Annotated in this window: 16 protein-coding genes; 8 read left to right on the forward strand and 8 right to left on the reverse strand. The window is 46.2% G+C overall.

What is annotated here, in order from left to right; genetic code table 11:
* The first annotated feature begins 129 nt into the window (after positions 1 to 129).
* The 3 genes from CIK90_RS10595 (at position 130) to CIK90_RS10605 (ending at position 1,823) form a co-directional block, all read left to right on the forward strand.
* On the forward strand, positions 130 to 957 hold the full coding sequence (locus tag CIK90_RS10595) for an outer membrane protein assembly factor BamD (protein ID WP_094390269.1): 828 nt from the start codon (positions 130 to 132) through the stop codon (positions 955 to 957).
* Between the two features lie 64 nt (positions 958 to 1,021).
* Positions 1,022 to 1,363: a DNA-directed RNA polymerase subunit omega gene (locus CIK90_RS10600; RefSeq protein WP_094390268.1), complete on the forward strand. Its 342-nt coding sequence runs from the start codon at positions 1,022 to 1,024 to the stop codon at positions 1,361 to 1,363.
* Between the two features lie 7 nt (positions 1,364 to 1,370).
* Complete coding sequence (locus CIK90_RS10605; protein ID WP_094390267.1) at positions 1,371 to 1,823, forward strand: DUF4293 domain-containing protein; 453 nt, start codon at positions 1,371 to 1,373, stop codon at positions 1,821 to 1,823.
* A 287-nt stretch (positions 1,824 to 2,110) separates the two neighbouring features.
* On the opposite strand, the gene CIK90_RS10610 is transcribed toward CIK90_RS10605, so the two are convergent.
* On the reverse strand, positions 2,111 to 4,054 hold the full coding sequence (locus tag CIK90_RS10610; protein ID WP_094465297.1) for a glycoside hydrolase family 97 protein: 1,944 nt from the start codon (positions 4,052 to 4,054) through the stop codon (positions 2,111 to 2,113).
* A 163-nt stretch (positions 4,055 to 4,217) separates the two neighbouring features.
* Here CIK90_RS10610 and CIK90_RS10615 point away from each other — a divergent pair, with 163 nt between their 5' ends.
* Positions 4,218 to 5,072 (forward strand): patatin family protein, encoded by an 855-nt coding sequence (locus CIK90_RS10615; RefSeq protein WP_094390265.1) that lies wholly within the window; start codon positions 4,218 to 4,220, stop codon positions 5,070 to 5,072.
* A gap of 71 nt (positions 5,073 to 5,143) precedes the next feature.
* On the opposite strand, the gene trmD is transcribed toward CIK90_RS10615, so the two are convergent.
* From trmD to trpS, 7 genes are all read right to left on the reverse strand, one after another.
* The gene (gene trmD / locus CIK90_RS10620; RefSeq protein WP_094390264.1) at positions 5,144 to 5,821 is read right to left on the reverse strand and encodes a tRNA (guanosine(37)-N1)-methyltransferase TrmD; all 678 of its coding nucleotides are present in this window, start codon (positions 5,819 to 5,821) and stop codon (positions 5,144 to 5,146) included.
* A gap of 97 nt (positions 5,822 to 5,918) precedes the next feature.
* Positions 5,919 to 6,767 carry a patatin family protein gene (locus CIK90_RS10625; RefSeq protein WP_094465299.1) on the reverse strand — a complete coding sequence of 283 codons (849 nt, stop codon included), beginning with the start codon at positions 6,765 to 6,767 and terminating at the stop codon, positions 5,919 to 5,921.
* A 4-nt stretch (positions 6,768 to 6,771) separates the two neighbouring features.
* Positions 6,772 to 7,383 (reverse strand): hypothetical protein, encoded by a 612-nt coding sequence (locus CIK90_RS10630; protein WP_144007265.1) that lies wholly within the window; start codon positions 7,381 to 7,383, stop codon positions 6,772 to 6,774.
* Positions 7,384 to 7,391: 8 nt separating this feature from the next.
* On the reverse strand, positions 7,392 to 10,652 hold the full coding sequence (carB, locus tag CIK90_RS10635; RefSeq protein WP_094465303.1) for a carbamoyl-phosphate synthase (glutamine-hydrolyzing) large subunit: 3,261 nt from the start codon (positions 10,650 to 10,652) through the stop codon (positions 7,392 to 7,394).
* A 54-nt stretch (positions 10,653 to 10,706) separates the two neighbouring features.
* Complete coding sequence (locus CIK90_RS10640; RefSeq protein ID WP_094390260.1) at positions 10,707 to 11,669, reverse strand: SPFH domain-containing protein; 963 nt, start codon at positions 11,667 to 11,669, stop codon at positions 10,707 to 10,709.
* A gap of 12 nt (positions 11,670 to 11,681) precedes the next feature.
* Positions 11,682 to 12,146, reverse strand: coding sequence for an NfeD family protein (locus tag CIK90_RS10645; RefSeq protein ID WP_094390259.1), 465 nt, complete (start codon positions 12,144 to 12,146; stop codon positions 11,682 to 11,684).
* 84 nt (positions 12,147 to 12,230) lie between these two features.
* Positions 12,231 to 13,316, reverse strand: coding sequence for a tryptophan--tRNA ligase (trpS, locus tag CIK90_RS10650; protein ID WP_094390258.1), 1,086 nt, complete (start codon positions 13,314 to 13,316; stop codon positions 12,231 to 12,233).
* Positions 13,317 to 13,614: 298 nt separating this feature from the next.
* Here trpS and CIK90_RS10655 point away from each other — a divergent pair, with 298 nt between their 5' ends.
* From CIK90_RS10655 to CIK90_RS10670, 4 genes are all read left to right on the forward strand, one after another.
* A complete protein-coding gene (locus CIK90_RS10655) occupies positions 13,615 to 14,526 on the forward strand; it encodes a M48 family metallopeptidase (RefSeq protein WP_094435792.1) in 912 nt (303 codons plus the stop codon).
* A 32-nt stretch (positions 14,527 to 14,558) separates the two neighbouring features.
* Complete coding sequence (locus CIK90_RS10660) at positions 14,559 to 15,944, forward strand: aminopeptidase C (RefSeq protein WP_094390257.1); 1,386 nt, start codon at positions 14,559 to 14,561, stop codon at positions 15,942 to 15,944.
* 219 nt (positions 15,945 to 16,163) lie between these two features.
* Entirely contained in the window at positions 16,164 to 16,595 is a 432-nt protein-coding gene (locus CIK90_RS10665; RefSeq protein ID WP_094390256.1) for a lytic transglycosylase domain-containing protein, read from the forward strand.
* A gap of 274 nt (positions 16,596 to 16,869) precedes the next feature.
* Positions 16,870 to 17,433, forward strand: coding sequence for a LemA family protein (locus tag CIK90_RS10670; protein ID WP_094465305.1), 564 nt, complete (start codon positions 16,870 to 16,872; stop codon positions 17,431 to 17,433).
* Positions 17,434 to 17,440: the final 7 nt, after the last annotated feature.

Below are 17,440 nucleotides of genomic sequence, written 5' to 3' on the forward strand. Positions count from 1 at the left end.
GAAATGCAAAATTACATATTTTCCTCGTAAAAAAAGTTATTGCAGCGCACTAATTGCTAAAAATCGTTTGAAAACCTTTGCTTTTCGGTAGAAAATGAGTAATTTTGCACGTCAAATCAAAGTATGAGAATGAACAAGAAGTCAATCATTATCTTCTGTATGGCTGCTCTGATGTGCAGTTGTGCCGCAGAGTTTAACAATGTCTATAAGTCACCAGACAATGATTATAAGTATGAATTTGCCAAGCAATGCTTTGCAGAAGGCAAGTTTCAACAGGCCATTTCGTTGCTGCAGGATGTGGTAACTTTCAGAAAAGGTACTGATACCGCAGAAGAGAGCCTCTATCTTTTGGCACTGTCACAATATTGCAACCACGACTTTGAAGCTGCCAGCGCTACCTTTAAGAAATATTATGCCACCTATCCAAAAGGTGTATTTGCAGAGCAGGCTGCCTTCAATGTGGGACAGTCGCTCTACGAAAGCACTCCTGAACCACGACTCGACCAGACGCCTACAGTAGGCGCTATCAATGCCTATCAGCAGTTCTTGGATGTGTTCCCTGATTCTAAATTGAGGGCAGAGGCACAGCAGCGCCTGTTCGACCTGCAGGACAATCTCGTGAAGAAAGAGTATCTCTCGGCTGAACTGTATTACAACCTCGGGGGATATTTCGGAAATATCAATGCCAATACAGAGAGTAACTATGAAGCATGTATCATTACCGCGCAGAATGCGTTGAAAACATACCCCTATACCAAGTTGCGCGAAGAGTTTGCAGTACTTATCATGCGTAGCAAGTTTGACCTCGCAGAAAATTCCTCTGAAGAGAAAAAACTGGAGCGCTATCGCGATGCAGAGGATGAATGTTATGGATTCCTCAATGAGTACCCCGATTCTAAAGAAGCATCTCGTGCCAACAAGTATATTGCCAAGTGCAAGAAGATCACTGGCGATTGATGTTCCATCAGCAATAAACAGTAAGATAGTATTAACAGCGTAAAATAGTTTAAGATAAATATCAATGGATTACAAGAAATCAAAAGCACCGGTTAACACCGTTACCCGTAACATCATGGATCTCTGTGACGAGACAGGAAACCTTTATGAGAGTGTTGCTATCATCGCGAAGCGTGCCAACCAGATTAGCGTTCAGATCAAAGAAGACCTGTCGAAGAAACTGGCTGAGTTTGCCTCATATAACGACTCACTCGAGGAAGTGTTTGAAAACCGTGAGCAGATTGAAATCTCACGCTACTACGAGAAACTTCCGAAACCTACACTGCTCGCTACACAGGAGTTTGTAGATGGCGAAATCTACTGGCGTGATCCTGCTCGCGAACAGAATAGCGAAGAACTGAACTAATACAGTCATGATACAGCGTAAGCAGACCATCTTTCTCTTCTTGGCTGCCGTGATGAGCGTCTTGGCATTGTGTTTCCCATTGGCTACTGTAAGTGCCGATGGATTTACTCTGCACCGTGTCTATAGCTTGTGGATGACAACTCCGAGTGGAGCGCTCAGCTACTTGCCGTGGCCATTGTTTATGGTCATGCTGTTGGCAGCATCACTGAGTGTCTATACCATCTTCCGCTATACGCAGCGCACTCTGCAGGCGAGCTTCTGTCTGATTAACATCATGCTCCATGTGATATGGTATGTGGCACTGGCTGTGCTCAGCAAGTTCCTGGCTCCTAATGCAGCAGATTTCCATGTTAATATTGCTGCTGTGTTCCCTGCTATTGCCATTATACTTTGTTTTATGGCGCGTCAGGGTATTCTCTCCGATGAACGTAAGGTTAGGGCAGCTGATCGCATCCGCTGATTCCCACCTTATTAATATATAACACGATGGATGCTTTTCTTATGAAGGTCATCCATCGTGTTTTTTGTCTAAAAGGGTGATAAAGAGTGTCAAGGCGGGACAAAAGTGACTGTTATGCTATTTCGAGTAGTGTCATGATTGTTGCATGTTGCCTTATTTGTTTGATGACAAAGGCAAGGCAAGACAGTAGTGATTGTTGAAGCACTTTTACTTTGGACTGCAAAAAAGAAGAGTTCGGCGGAAGCAATGATTCCATCGAACTCTTATCTCTTGATGATAGCTATATGTCAGCGGATGATGGCGGTCCATCCTCCACCCGGAGCCATATAGATGGGCAGACGGCTCTTGCCATCTACTTCAATGCGTTGATGCTGGTAGTCGGTTGCTTCGCGATCAGCATTGATGCCATCGGCAAAGATGTCGGCTGTGGCGCGGTGATCGCCAAGGAACGAACAGTCTATAGTCAGATGGCGTGCTGTCCAGTTGGTCATGGCTGCTACATACCAGGTGTTTCCTTTGCGACGGGCAACTACAGCATATTCGCCCATCTCACCGGTCAGGGCGACTGTCTCGTCGAAGACGGTAGGAACGGCAGCAATGAAATCGGTACATTCTTGATTCTGCATGTATTTTGAAGGACTGTCAGCCAACATCTGGAGTGGAGCGTCAAACAGGGTGTACATAGCCATTTGATGAACACGGGTGCCTTGACTCATGGGATGGTCGTTGTTGCCGAAGAACTGTGATCGAACGGCATTGACCATAGCGCCTGGAGTATAGTCAAACGGACCAGGCAATGCACGGAGGTAGGGGATGGTGACGTCGTACATGGGTTGGTCGTGGAGTGGACCGTCACCGACACGTGGTTCCCATTTCGAGTTCTCCAGACCTTTCACTCCTTCGAAATTGACGATATTGGGATATGCTATCTGTACGCCGAAAGGACGCATGCCGTGAAGGTCGAGCAAAAGGTGATGGCGTGCTGCACATGCGGCTACTTCATAGACAGACTGGATGACACGTTGGTCGTCACGGTCGAAGAAGTCAACCTTGAAGCCTTTCACACCCATATCACCATAGTGTTTCATAATCTCTTCCATCTTTTCATGACCTCTTTGAATGAGGTTGCGCCATGACGACCAGAGAATGACACCGACACCCTGTTGACGGGCATAGTCGATGATGCCTGCCATATCCATCTTGTCAGAGAAGAGGAGTAGGTCTTCGGGATCACTCCATCCTTCATCAATGATGATGTATTCGAGTTTGTTCTTGCGGGCAAAGTCGATGAAGTATTTATAAGTTTCCGTATTGATGCCGGCACGGAAATCGACACCTGTCAGGTTGGTGTTGTTCCACCAGTCCCATGCTACCTTCCCGGGTTTAATCCATGAGGTGTCTGTCAGGCGGCATACAGGACCAAGGCGGCGTGCAATGTCGTTGCCCAATAGTTCACGGTCTGAGTCGCTGATCACAACGATGCGCCATGGCAGGCGACTTACGTTTTCGGCAATATGTTCTGCACGTTGTGTGGGTACAAGATTCAGACGATTGTAACCGCCTATCTCCTCTTCTAATGGCAGGGGAGGAAATGCTGCCTGAAGACTATTGCCTTTCCCTTTTTTGAGATACATGCCGGGATAGTTTTCTACGTCTGCCTCCATCACAACGGCTTTGCGCTTTTCTGGGAGACAGATGGCTGTGGGAGTGATAGCAAGTGAGTCTGCAAACATCTGAGAGAGACGCTGACGGTCGTAGTATGACTCAAACGAGTAGCACCAGCGCTCTCCTGCACGATTGTCGTTGACGTAAGGGATGAATGCTTCATAGTCTGCAGCGAAACGAAATTCTGCGGTCTCGTTGACTACCTTTGCCAAGGGTTTGGTGGGGACGATGCGATAGGCTGCTGCATCATTGAACACACGAAACTCGACAATCAGACCATTGCATACCATTTGCAGTAGGCCATAGTTGCCGGAAGACTTCCTCACGTTTGACGAACGAGTCTTCTTTACCTTGACGTTCTGTCCGAAATCCATGATGTCGGTTTTCAGTCCGATTGCGGATGGTTGCAGTATGACGGTATTATCCTTTCGGATATCCCATTGTAGTTGGTTGTCGGTGCACACATTGACGGTAATCAGTCCGTTGGGCGAACTGACGGAATAAGTCTTGGCGCTGACGGTCATTGTTGCCAGTGTTAGGCAGAGAGAAACGAGAATCTTTTTCATATCTTATAGAAATTGGTTTTCAGTATGCGCAAAGTTACGAAAAATAATCGATAGATATGCCATTTTTCAATGTTTTTATAGTTGTGATTTGTCTGTTAACTCAAAAAATACTACTTTTGCAGCCGAAATAAGATTGTATGAACAACGATAACGGGAGAGAAATATGAAAATAACCGCTAAAACAGGATTGGTATTGGAAGGTGGAGGAATGCGTGGCGTATTCACTTCGGGTGTTCTTGATGCCTTTATGAAACATGAGATATGGTTTCCATATGTTGTGGCAGTATCGGCGGGTGCCTGTAATGGATTGTCGTATATGAGCCATCAAGCACGAAGGGCACGTTACTCCAATATTGATATGTTGAAGAAATATGATTATATTTCGCTTAAGAAACTCATCAAAGATGGTACGATATTCGATGCAAACATTCTTTATGATCGTTTTCCAAATGAGATTGTGCCTTACGATTATGATACCTATGAACATAATCCAGCTGTGTTTGAAGCCGTCACCACAAATTGTTTGACGGGAAGGGCGGAATATCTCTCCGAGCGTTACGACCACCAGCGTCTTACACAGATTGTCAAGGCGAGTTCTTCTTTGCCTTTTGTGGCACAGATTACTAAGGTTGATGGAATACCGATGCTTGACGGAGGTATTGTAGATAGTATTCCGGTTGTGCGTTCCATGGATACTGGACATACTGAACATGTGGTGATATTGACGAGAAACCGTGGCTATCGCTCGTCGGAACCTGATTTGAAGGTGCCGCGTTTTGTGTATTCTCGTTATCCCAGACTGCGTGTGGCATTGAGTCGTCGTGTTGCGGAATACAATCGCCAGTTGGAACTTATCGAACGTATGGAGGATTGGGGAGAGATCATGGTCATACGTCCAGAACGACCCATGGAGGTGGGAAGAGTAACACGTGATGTGGAAAAACTGGAACGGCTCTATGAGGAGGGCTTTATGCTTGGTGAACGCTTTGTCAATCAGGAACAATTGACTGGAGTATAACAATTCCATCTGACTTTGCATCTTGTTGATTGCAAAATCAGATGGAAATTATTTTGTAGGGGCTGTTTGGATTATTCGCCCAATAGGTCGGGGCGGAGACGGCGTGTGCGTTCTAAGGCCTGTTCCAATTCCCATTCTTTGATTTTGGCCTCGTTACCGCTAAGCAGAATCTCTGGTACTTTCCAACCTTTATAGTCGGCAGGGCGAGTATAGATTGGGGCTGCCAATAGATCATCCTGAAAACAGTCAGACAGAGCACTCTGTTCGTCACCAATCACGCCAGGCACTACACGTACAACAGCATCGGCAATGATGGCAGCTGCCAGTTCGCCTCCTGTCAGCACGTAATCGCCAACAGATATTTCCCTTGTGATGAGATGGTCGCGAACGCGCTGGTCAATACCTTTATAGTGACCGCAGAGGATGATAAGGTTGCCTTTCAATGATAGGTCGTTGGCAATATGTTGATTGAACTGCTCACCATCGGGTGAGGTAAATATCACCTCGTCGTAATCACGCTCAGCCTTCAGGGCAGTAATACATCGGTCAATAGGCTCACACTGCATGACCATTCCGGCAGAACCGCCATACGGATAGTCATCCACACGACGCCATTTGTCGAGCGTGTAGTCACGCAGGTTGTGCAGGCGGATTTCCGCCAGCCCTTTCTTTTCGGCACGTGCAAGAATGCTTTCGTGAACAAAGCCCTCAATCATTTCGGGTAATACACTGATAATGTCGATTCTCATATTCTACTGTTTCCTTCTAATTGATATTCTTTTATTCTGATTGCGCTATACACTAATTGTAATCGTCTGTATAGTGCGTATTGATGCAGAGGGGTATTTAACGGTAATATTCCTTGATGGCATCCAACTGCTTGTAACCTACTTCGCGTCCCAGTTCATAAACCAGTTGCATGCGTTTGGGGTCATGGCAGAGATGGCCAATGGGAATCTTGCCTTCCGGACGAATGACAAGGCATCGACCTTCCTTTTCTGCTTGTGTCACATAGTCCAATTGACAGTTATACATCAGATGGCGCTGATCCATGGCTTCTATCATATTGGGATAATGACGGAGTGCCAAACGCATGAGAGGCATCAGAGCGTTATGAGACTTGCGATAGCCTGCTGGTTGGGTTAGGATGACGATGTTACGTTTATAACCCTGACTCTCGTAATAGGCCAAAGGAATGGAGTCGCTGACACCACCGTCGAGCAGTTGGTGATTGCCGATAGAAACAACTCTTGAAACCATAGGCATGGAGGCAGAGGCACGTATCCACTCCAATGTTTCATAATCAATATGGTCTAATTGATGATAGACTGCTTTTCCTGTTGTTACATCTGTGCAGACCACAGTAAACTCAATGGGATTGTTGGCGAATGTCTCTGAATCGAAGATGTCGTAGTCGTGGGGAACGATATGGTAGGCAAATTCGGCATTGAAATAGTCGCCAGAGCGGAAGAGTGAATGCCAACCGCTGTAGCGCCTGTCTTTGGCGAATCGTTTGTTATAACGGATGGCGCGTCCTGGTTGCTGTGACTTATAGTTGCAACCGAATGCTGCGCCTGCAGATACGCCGATGATACCGTCGGGCTTAATGCCTGCTTCCATCATCACATCGATGACGCCAGCAGTCCATAGTCCGCGCATTGCACCGCCTTCAAGTACCAATCCTTTTTTCTCCATTGTCTTATCTGTTGTCGATAATTCCGTAATTGCTGTATTGGTGACGGGGGAATACAAATGCTTGATCGCTGATACCACCCATTTTGAAATTGGTTATTTTTATTGTAGTGTGGAAAAAGCCTACCTTCACACGGATGCTGATGGGATTTCGTGTGTGGTGGTCGAGCAGTACATCAGCCTCTTTAATGCCCTTAACGCCCTTTTTTGCCTTTAGTGTGATGACATAACCACGCTTGTCGTTAGCAATATGGTAGTTGTAGTTGTCGGGCTTGAATGTGAATTTTGAGGCATATTTATCGCGTGATTCATCGTCAGAACGATAGATGGTAACGGTTCTCTTCTTCCGATCTACACGGGTGTAGGTGATTTGGTCGTTCCATGCTGTGTAGCGGTCTTCTACAAATTTACTGCTTTTCCCTTTGGTCCAGATAGTTCCTTGGGCTTTGTAGATGCCTATGATATTGACACTATAGCTTAAACGTGAACCTTGAGGACCATAAACCTTTTGATAGGCCTCGTTGAACATACGCCGCGCTTGACGTGAATTAGGAGACTCCTGTGCATGAAGCCCTATTGTGAACAACATGCACAGGAGTATGAGATAATATCTAATCATATTTGTTATTAAGCATTGTATTCCTGCCAACTCTTGATCTTGATGTCTTCAAGTCGGAGGGCAGTGAAGGCTTCAATGAAGGCTTTTGCCAAACGCACATTGGTCATCAAGGGGATGTTGTGGTCGATGGCGCCGCGACGAATGCGATAACCATTGGTCAATTCGCGCTTGGTGTGGTTCTTGGGAACGTTGACAATCAAGTCGAATTTGTGGTCAGCAATCATCTGCATGATATTGTTGTCGCCTTCCTCATCGGGCCAGTTGACGGCAGTGGCTTTCACACCATTCTCATTAAAGAACTTGGCTGTGCCTGGTGTGGCATATACCTCGTAACCCTTCTTGACGAGTTGCTTGGCTGGTTCGAGCAATGAAACCTTACCCTTTGCGGCTCCTGAAGAGATGAGAACGCTCTTCTTGGGAAGACGGTAGCCAGTGGCGATGAGTGCGTTGAGCAAAGCCTCGTTGAGGTCATCGCCCAGACAGCCTACCTCACCGGTAGAGCTCATATCAACACCGAGTACGGGATCGGCATTCTGCAGACGGGCAAATGAGAACTGTGATGCCTTGACACCGATGTGGTCGATGTCGAACTCGCTCTTGGCTGGACGAGAATAGGGAGCATCAAGCATAATCTTGGTTGCTGTATCGATGAAGTTGCGCTTCAGAATCTTCGATACGAAGGGGAATGAGCGTGATGCACGCAGGTTACATTCGATAACCTTCACCTCACGGTTCTTGGCAAGGAACTGGATGTTGAATGGTCCGCTGATGTTGAGTTCCTGTGCAATCTTGCGGGAAATCTTCTTAATCTGGCGGATAGTTGAGAAATAGATATGCTGTGCGGGGAATACCATGGTTGCGTCACCAGAGTGGACACCGGCATATTCCACATGCTCAGAGATGGCATATTCAATAACCTCACCCTTGTCGGCAACAGCATCAAACTCAATCTCTTTGGTTTCCTGCATGAACTGGCTTACCACTACGGGGAACTCCTTGGATACTTCGGTTGCCATATTCAAGAAACGATGCAATTCTTCATCGTCGTAACATACGTTCATGGCTGCACCTGAGAGTACATAGGATGGACGTACCAGTACGGGATAACCAACTTCATCTACAAACTCCTTGATATCGTCGAACGAAGTCAGAGCGCGCCAACGTGGCTGGTCAATTCCTAATTTATCGAGCATGGCAGAGAACTTGTCACGGTTCTCGGCACGGTCAATATCAACTGGAGAGGTGCCCAATACAGGAACACCCTGACGGTAGAGCTTCATTGCCAAGTTGTTTGGAATCTGTCCACCTACAGAGACGATGACACCGCGTGGCATTTCAAGATCGATGACGTCAAGAACACGCTCTAACGACAGTTCGTCGAAATAGAGGCGGTCACACATGTCGTAGTCGGTCGATACGGTTTCGGGGTTGTAGTTGATCATGATCGACTTGTAGCCGAGTTTGCGTGCAGTGTTGATTGCATTAACCGAACACCAGTCGAACTCTACGCTTGAACCGATGCGATAGGCGCCAGAACCGAGAACGATTACAGATTTCTCGTTCTTATAATAGCTGATGTCGTGTGCGGTCTTGTATGCTTTGCCGTCGGGGGTAGCAAATGCTGGTGTGTGTGTATAGGTGAAATACAAGTAGTTGGTCAGTTCTGGATGTTCAGATGCTACAGTAGGGATGCGTTTTACCGAAGGCATGATACCCATCTGTTTGCGGATCTCACGTACTTTGAGGTTTTCCTTCTCCATATTGCCACTCTGTGGCTTGAGTACGAAACGTGCAATCTGAAAGTCTGAGAATCCTGCCTGTTTCACTTCAAGCATAAGGGTGGCGGGTACGTCTTCTACGGCATTGTATTCCATCAACTGATGTTTCAGGTCAACAATATGCTTCAATCGTTCAAGGAACCATACGTCAATCTTGGTCAATTCCTCGATACGCTTGATAGTATATCCTTCTTCCATGGCCTGTGCGATGGCAAAGATACGGAGGTCTGTTGGGTTTGCCAATGCATCGTCGAGGTCATCGAAGCGTGTGTGGTCATTGCCTACAAATCCGTGCATACCCTGTCCAATCATGCGGAGTCCCTTTTGGATCATCTCTTCAAATGAACGTCCGATGCTCATAATCTCACCGACCGACTTCATGGATGAACCGAGGTGGCGTGATACGCCAGCAAATTTTGTAAGGTCCCAGCGTGGAATCTTACAAATCATATAGTCGAGGCTTGGAGCCACGTATGCTGATGATGTTGTTCCCATCTCGCCAATCTGATCGAGCGTGTAGCCCAAAGCAATCTTGGCAGCTACGAAGGCTAGGGGATAGCCCGTTGCTTTTGAAGCAAGTGCAGATGAACGGCTCAGACGTGCATTGATTTCAATGATGCGGTAGTCGTTAGTTTCTGCATTGAAGGCAAACTGGATGTTACACTCACCTACGATATTCAAGTGGCGTACACATTTAGTAGTGATATCCTGCAACATCTTCACCTGTTGCTCGGTCAATGAGCAGGTAGGAGCCACTACGATAGATTCACCAGTATGGATGCCCAGAGGGTCGAAGTTTTCCATTGAAGCTACAGTGAAACAGTGGTCGTTGGCATCGCGGATGCACTCGAACTCAATTTCCTTCCATCCTTTCAAACTCTCTTCTACGAGAATCTGTGGTGCGAAGGTGAATGCGCTTTCTGCCAGAGATATGAATGTTTTCTCGTCAGGGCAGATACCACTGCCCAGTCCGCCTAATGCGTAGGCAGAACGTACCATTACGGGGAATCCGATATTATGGGCTGCCTTGAGCGCATCGTCCATGTTTTCTACAGCGTGGCTCACGGGTACCTTCATGTCAATCTCTGCCAGTTTCTTGACGAAGAGGTCGCGGTCTTCGGTGTTCATAATGGCTTCTACGCTTGTGCCGAGCACTTCTACACCATATTCTTTAAGAACACCAGACAGATAGAGTTCGGTACCGCAGTTGAGGGCTGTCTGACCGCCGAATGCCAACAGGATGCCATCAGGACGTTCTTTCTTGATGATTTCTGTTACGAAATACGTATTGACGGGTTGAAAATACACTTTGTCGGCAACGCCTTCCGAGGTTTGGATAGTGGCAATGTTTGGATTTACCAGAACCGATGATATACCTTCTTCGCGCAGGGCTTTGAGTGCCTGTGAGCCTGAGTAGTCGAACTCTCCGGCTTGTCCGATTTTCAGGGCACCCGAACCGAGCACGAGTACCTTTTTGAGTTGTTTCTTCATATCTCTTTTATAGGGTTGTTTGTTTTTGATCTATATATTATATTAAGGTGTTGGTTATTCTGTGGTCTTAAACAAGTCCTTTATACCTCCTATGCTTCCCAGGAGATTTGTGGCTTCGTATGGCAGATAGACAGTCTTGGTCTTGTCGCCATTTGCCAACTCTTGCATCATTTGGATATATTTCTGTGCCAACAGATAGTTGGCAGGGTTAGTGCTCTTTCCTACGGCTTCGGTGATAAGTTCGATGGCCTTTGCTTCTGCTTCTGCTTTGCGGATGCGTGCCTGTGCTTCACCTTCTGCATGGAGAATGGCTTGCTGCTTCTGTGCTTCGGCACGGTTCACCATAGCGGTTTTCTCACCTTCTGATGCAAGAATCTCCGCAGCTTTTTCACCCTCTGAAGTCAGAATCTGTGCACGTTTGTTTCGTTCTGCCTGCATCTGTTTCTCCATGGCATTGAGCACACTTGTTGGTGGTGTGATGTCTTGGAGTTCTACGCGATTGACTTTTACACCCCATTTGTCGGTGGCATCGTCGAGTACGGCGCGAAGCTTGGTATTGATTGTGTCGCGTGAGGTGAGTGTCTCGTCCAGTTCCAGTTCACCAATGATATTACGGAGTGTGGTCTGTGTGAGTTTCTCGATAGCGTTGGGCAGGTTTGATATTTCATAGACAGCCTTGAAGGGATCAACAATCTGGAAGTAGAGTAGCGCGTTGATCTCCATCTGGATGTTATCTTTCGTAATTACGTTCTGTGATGGGAAATCATAAACCTGTTCACGGAGGTCAATATTGTCAGAGTAGGCATAGCGACCACGTGTCAGCACGACGATGGCTTTGGCACGGTCAATGAATGGTATGATAACGTTGATGCCTGGTTTGAGTGTCGCATAGTAACGACCGAGACGTTCGATGATTTTTGTTTCCGACTGTGGAATGATAACCAGCGCCATCTTGGCGAAGACTACTACGCAGATGATGATGGCGATGAGCACATAGGTGAAAAAAGATGCTTCCATAATGTCTTGGTTTTATTCGTTTATACTTGTTGTTGATTCCACTTGGATGATGGTGCTTTTCCGATCCGTAACCTTTACGGTAGATCCTGCTGTGATGTCGGTGGCGCTATTGCTGACAGCTTTCCATACATCACCGTCAATGGCAACTCTTCCGTAGCCTCCCGTCTTGATGGTTTCTGTGACACGTCCTATTCGTCCGATAAGTGCATCGGCATTGCTAGGACGGTTGGGCTCGTTCTTGTGCAGATAGCGTAATGCTATCGGGCGCACAAAGAAGATGCTGGCCAACGCTACTGCTGCAAAGATTGCCAATTGCCAATAGATGTTCAATCCTATTGCAGCTCCGATAGCCGACGCCACAGCTCCTATGGAGAAACAGATGATAAAGAAATCACCAGACGATAATTCGAGTATGAGACAAATAACGGCCGCGATGGCCCATACCTGCCATACGTTGTTCATGATGTAATCTGCCATAACCCAATCGTTTTTTATGTTGCTGTATTATAATCTCTTTGGTGTCTGTTTTGTGTCGGCTATAGTCTCGGCCTATCAGAGTCCTTAACCCTTGAAACGTTCTGACTGCTGACGGATGAGTTCGGTATCGTCGAAGTAGTTGATCTGCATGGCAGAACGTACCTCACACATGGTCTGAGCTGCTGTCTCGCGCGCCTTCTCAGTACCCTTTTTCAGAATATTGTAGATCTCAGGAATATCCTGCTCGAATTCATGACGACGTTGGCGGATGGGCTCCATAAATTTATTGAGCACATTGTTGAGGAACTTTTTGGTTGTTCCGTCGCCGATACCACCTTTCACATATTGTGCCTTGAGTTCTTCAAGAGTCTTAAATTCTGGCCAGAACTCAGCAAAGTCTTCATCGCTACTGAAAGCTTCGAGGTAGGTGAAAACAGCATTTCCTTCAAGATGTCCCGGTTCGTCCAAGCTCATACGTGGCTCTCCGTTAGACATCTTCTTCACCTTCTTCCATACATCAGCAGCAGAGTCGCTGAGGTAGATGCAGTTTCCAAGTGATTTCGACATTTTCTCTTTACCATCGGTGCCGGGCAGACGACGTGCTGTTGCGTTTTCGGGCAACATGATTTCTGGTTCTACCAGTACCGGTGCATAAGTCTGGTTGAAGCGACGCACCAATTCGCGAGTCACTTCCAACATGGGTTCCTGGTCTTCTCCGGCAGGAACGGTAGTAGCTTTGAAGAGCGTGATATCTGCTGCTTGGCTGACAGGATAGCAGAAGAATCCGAGGGGAATGTTTGCCTCGAAGTTGCGCATCTTGATTTCTGTCTTCACAGTTGGGTTGCGCTGCACGCGACTTACGCTGATGAGATTCATCAGGTAGGTGGTCAATTCTGCCAGTTCTGGTATTTGACTTTGGATAAACAAGGTGCATTTCTCAGGGTCGAGTCCTGCTGAAAGGTAGTCAAGGGCCACCTCGATGATATTTTGTCTGATTTTCTCTGGATTGTCAGCATTGTCTGTCAGTGCCTGAACATCTGCCATGAATACGAACATCTTGTCGTAGCCTCCGGCATTTTGCAGTTCAACACGTCTGCGCAGCGAGCCAATGTAATGGCCTAAGTGCAGTTTTCCTGTAGGACGGTCGCCCGTCAGAATAATCTTTCCCATAATAGTTTTCTGAATTTCAGCACAAAGGTACAGCTTTTTTCTGAATCATGCAACAAATACGGTCTCATTCCCTATTTTATTTTATAGGTATGCGTATTTATGCGTTTTTGATACGCTGTAATATTTCCCCGTAGGGATCGTGCTGTTTTAGTAGTATAATAATGGTTTTTGAAGTGCTTTTTATGTAAATATTATGATGTTTTTCCTTTGTAAATAGCTAAAGTACAAAAAAAGTAGTATCTTTGCATTTGATATCAATTTAATGTCTATAAGAAAGAAGATACTAAGAATACAAAAAATGAATAAAGCTAAATTGATTGTTTTGATAGTTGCCGTAGCCGTACTGGCCAGTTGTGGAACCACCACGACGGTACCTATCACAGGACGAAAACAACACATGATGGTGAGCGACGAAAAAGTGCTCAGCCTCAGTAATCAACAGTATGCGGAATACATGAAAACCGCCAAACCTTCCACGAATGTGGCAAATACCAACATGGTGAAGCGAGTGGGGCAGAACCTTGCAAATGCCGTTGTGGCTTATCTCAACGCCAACGGCCTTTCCAGTGAGGTTGCCAACTACAAGTGGGAGTTCAATCTCGTACAAGACAAGCAGGTTAATGCTTTCTGTATGCCCGGTGGTAAGATTGTGGTCTATGAAGGACTGTTGCCTGTCACTCAAGACGAGACTTCGCTTGCGATAGTTCTCGGACATGAAATAGCCCATGCGGTGGCCAAGCACTCTGCCGAGCAGATGAGTACGCTCATCAGACAACAATATGGCGCACAAGCCCTCAGCGTTTTGATGCAAGGTGCAGGTGCCAGTAGCGGACTGCAGAATATAGCCGGAACGGTTTTCGGACTTGGAGCCAAGGGAGCAAGTGCGAAATATTCGCGCAACCACGAGAGTGAGGCCGACCATCTCGGTATTATCTTTGCAGCCATGGCAGGCTATGATCCACAGAAAGCTGTGGATTTTTGGAAACGCATGTCGCAAGCTACTGGTGGAGGCTCGAAATCATGGCTCAGCACTCACCCTACCGATGCCACACGTATAGCACAGATACAGGCCTGGATGCCTGAGGCTATGAAGTATTATAAGCCCCAAGCTGTTGTTTCCACAAACAAGAAAAATACTGTGCAAACCAAAAAGAAGAATACTACTACGCAAAAAAAGAAATCAATAACCAAAAAAGCAAGACACAAATGAAAATAACTACTCGACACTTCGTCAAATCAGCAATGGCAACAACCGCAGCCATGTTACTCGTCATCAATGCCGAGGCGCAAAATGCCGGTGGTATCTCTCCGCAGATGATGCAGCAATTTGAAAAGCAACATCAGGCAAATCCTGCCAGTCGTGCGCTGCAAAATGCAGTAGCTGTCAATTCTATCGACGGCTTGGCTGTCAACAAAGCCAATGCAGGAGCCTTCGATACCTATTTTAGTGTGGAGACACCCAGTCAGTCTATCACCAATCAAAAGTCAAGTGGAAGATGTTGGATGTTTAGCGGATTCAATGTGCTGCGTGGCAATTTTGCCAAACGCACAGACTCGTTGACCGTTTCGCTCTCGCAAAACTATCTGTTCTTCTACGACCAGCTTGAAAAGGCAAACTTGATGCTTCAAGGCGTGATAGATCATGCGAAGAAACCATTTGAAGACCAGCGCGTGCAGTTCTTCTTCCAAAGTCCTATCAATGACGGAGGAACATTCTGTGGTGTGGCAGACTTGGTAGAAAAGTACGGCCTTGTGCCCAGTAGTGTTCAACCTGAAAGCTTCTCGGCAGAAAATACGGCAAAGATGGCCTCTATCGTCAAGTCCAAACTGCGTGAACATGGTTTGAAACTGCGCCAGATGGTAGCAGATGGCAAGAAAACAGCCGATGTGCAGAAAGCTAAGGTAACCGCCCTTTCTGAAATCTACAATATCCTTGCCCTTACACTTGGTGAACCCGTCAAGGAGTTTGACTATGCTTTCAAAGGCAAGGACGGACGAGCAAAGACTCCTGTTAAACACTATACTCCAAAGACATTCGCAGAGGAAGTGGTTGGTGGACCTATCAATGGCACTTTTATCATGGTGATGAACGATCCGCGTCGTCCTTATTATAAGACCTATGAGGTGGAATACGACCGCCATACCTATGATGGGCACAACTGGAAGTACCTCAACTTGCCTATGGATGAGATAGAACAGCTCGCTGTAGCATCGCTCAAAGACGGTCGTAAGCTCTATTCCAGCTATGATGTAGGCAAGCAACTTGACCGCAAACGTGGCTATGCCGATACAGAGAATTTCGACTATGCCTCTCTCTTCGGTACTTCATTCACCATGGACAAAGCCCAGCGCATTTCCACATTCGACAGTGGCTCTACCCATGCCATGACACTTACTGCCGTGGATCTTGATGCCAACGGAAAGGCCACAAAGTGGAAAGTTGAAAACTCCTGGGGAGGTGATTGGGGACAGAAAGGATGCCTCATTATGACCGACAGATGGTTCCGCGAATACATGTTCCGACTCGTAGTCAATAAGAAATATGTGAGCGAGAAACTCCTGAAAGACTATAATCAGAAACCCATCATGGTGATGCCAGAAGATCCACTCTTTCAGCAGGATAATTGATGATTTGTTAACATGCATAATTGGGGGCGAAAGCCCCCTTTTTTTATGCATTTCCATCTGTGAATAGCAGTTGATTTATGTTAATTAATTGATAATCAACGTCTCATTTCGGAGTAAAGTTTGGTAGTTCCAAAAAATAGTCGTACCTTTGTGCCCGTTAACAATAGTGTGACGGTTGAATGTCTCGTGGTGAGACGGTCATGCTTAACAGGATTATTTATGACAAAGATTGCTAGAAATGTATTGATTACATTGGCCATCATGATGGCCTGTTCCATCAATGCTTCGGCAGGAACGAAGAACAATGAACGCTCGTTTGACTGGACTCCTGTTATCAGCGCGATTATTCAGGTAGAAAGTCAAGGTAATCCTAAAGCCGTAAGTGGTAAGTCGTGCGGCATCATGCAGATTACACCTATCTGCGTTAAGGAATGCAATCGCATCCTGCAGATGAGGCAGAGCAAAAAGCGCTACACAATGAACGACCGATTCAATGCAAAGAAATCGAAAGAGATGTTTCTTCTCATACAGTCGTTCTACAACAAGGCAAACAACGTGGAGTATGCCATTCGTGCATGGAATGGAGGTCACAACTACTCGAAGCGAGCCACTCAAAACTATTATGAGAAAGTGTTGCGCCAGATGAATTAGACTATTATTTAAAGTCACTCTACAGAATCCGATTGACAGATTTCTCCTCGTAAAGGAAACTGCCAGTCGGATTTTTCCGTTTTCTCTCTTTGGAATACGAAGGTCCCATGTACCTCCCATCTTTCTCCTATATAAATTTGCTGTATCTCCTATAAATTATCAGTAAAGATGTAAACAAAGCTTAATTTTTTTGTCAATCTGCAACTTTGGCAGTATCTTTGATGTCTATAATAGAAAAGAATTATATTCATTTAATAGATTAATAGAAAAAACTATGAGTACAACACTTGTTATTATCTTGGCAGTGGTAGGAATTGCATTGATTCTTATCTTCTTCTACAACAATCTCGTGAAACTGCGTAACAACCGTATCAACGCCTTTGCCAATATCGATGTACAACTCAAACAACGATTTGACCTCATACCGCAACTCGTGGCAACGGTTAAGGGATATGCAACCCACGAGAAGGAACTCCTGCAGCGTGTAACCGAAGCCCGTTCTGTTGCCATGGGCGCACAGACCATCAACGACAAGGTACAGGCAGACAACCAGCTCTCTGCCGCTTTGTCAGGTTTGAAAGTTTCCCTTGAGGCTTATCCTGACCTTAAGGCCAATCAGAACTTCCTGCAACTGCAAGGTGAGATTTCGGATATCGAGAACAAACTTGCAGCATCACGCCGTTATTTCAACTCAGCCACTCGTGAACTCAACAATGCCGTACAGACATTCCCAGGCAATATCATCGCCGGCATGTTTGGCTTCCATGCTGAACCCATGTTTGAAGTACCCCAGGAACAGCGTGCGCAGTTTGAGAAAGCTCCCGAAATCAAATTCTAAGTGAGAA

It is taken from the genome of Prevotella sp. P5-126 (genome assembly GCF_002251185.1).
GTDB lineage: Bacteria > Bacteroidota > Bacteroidia > Bacteroidales > Bacteroidaceae > Prevotella.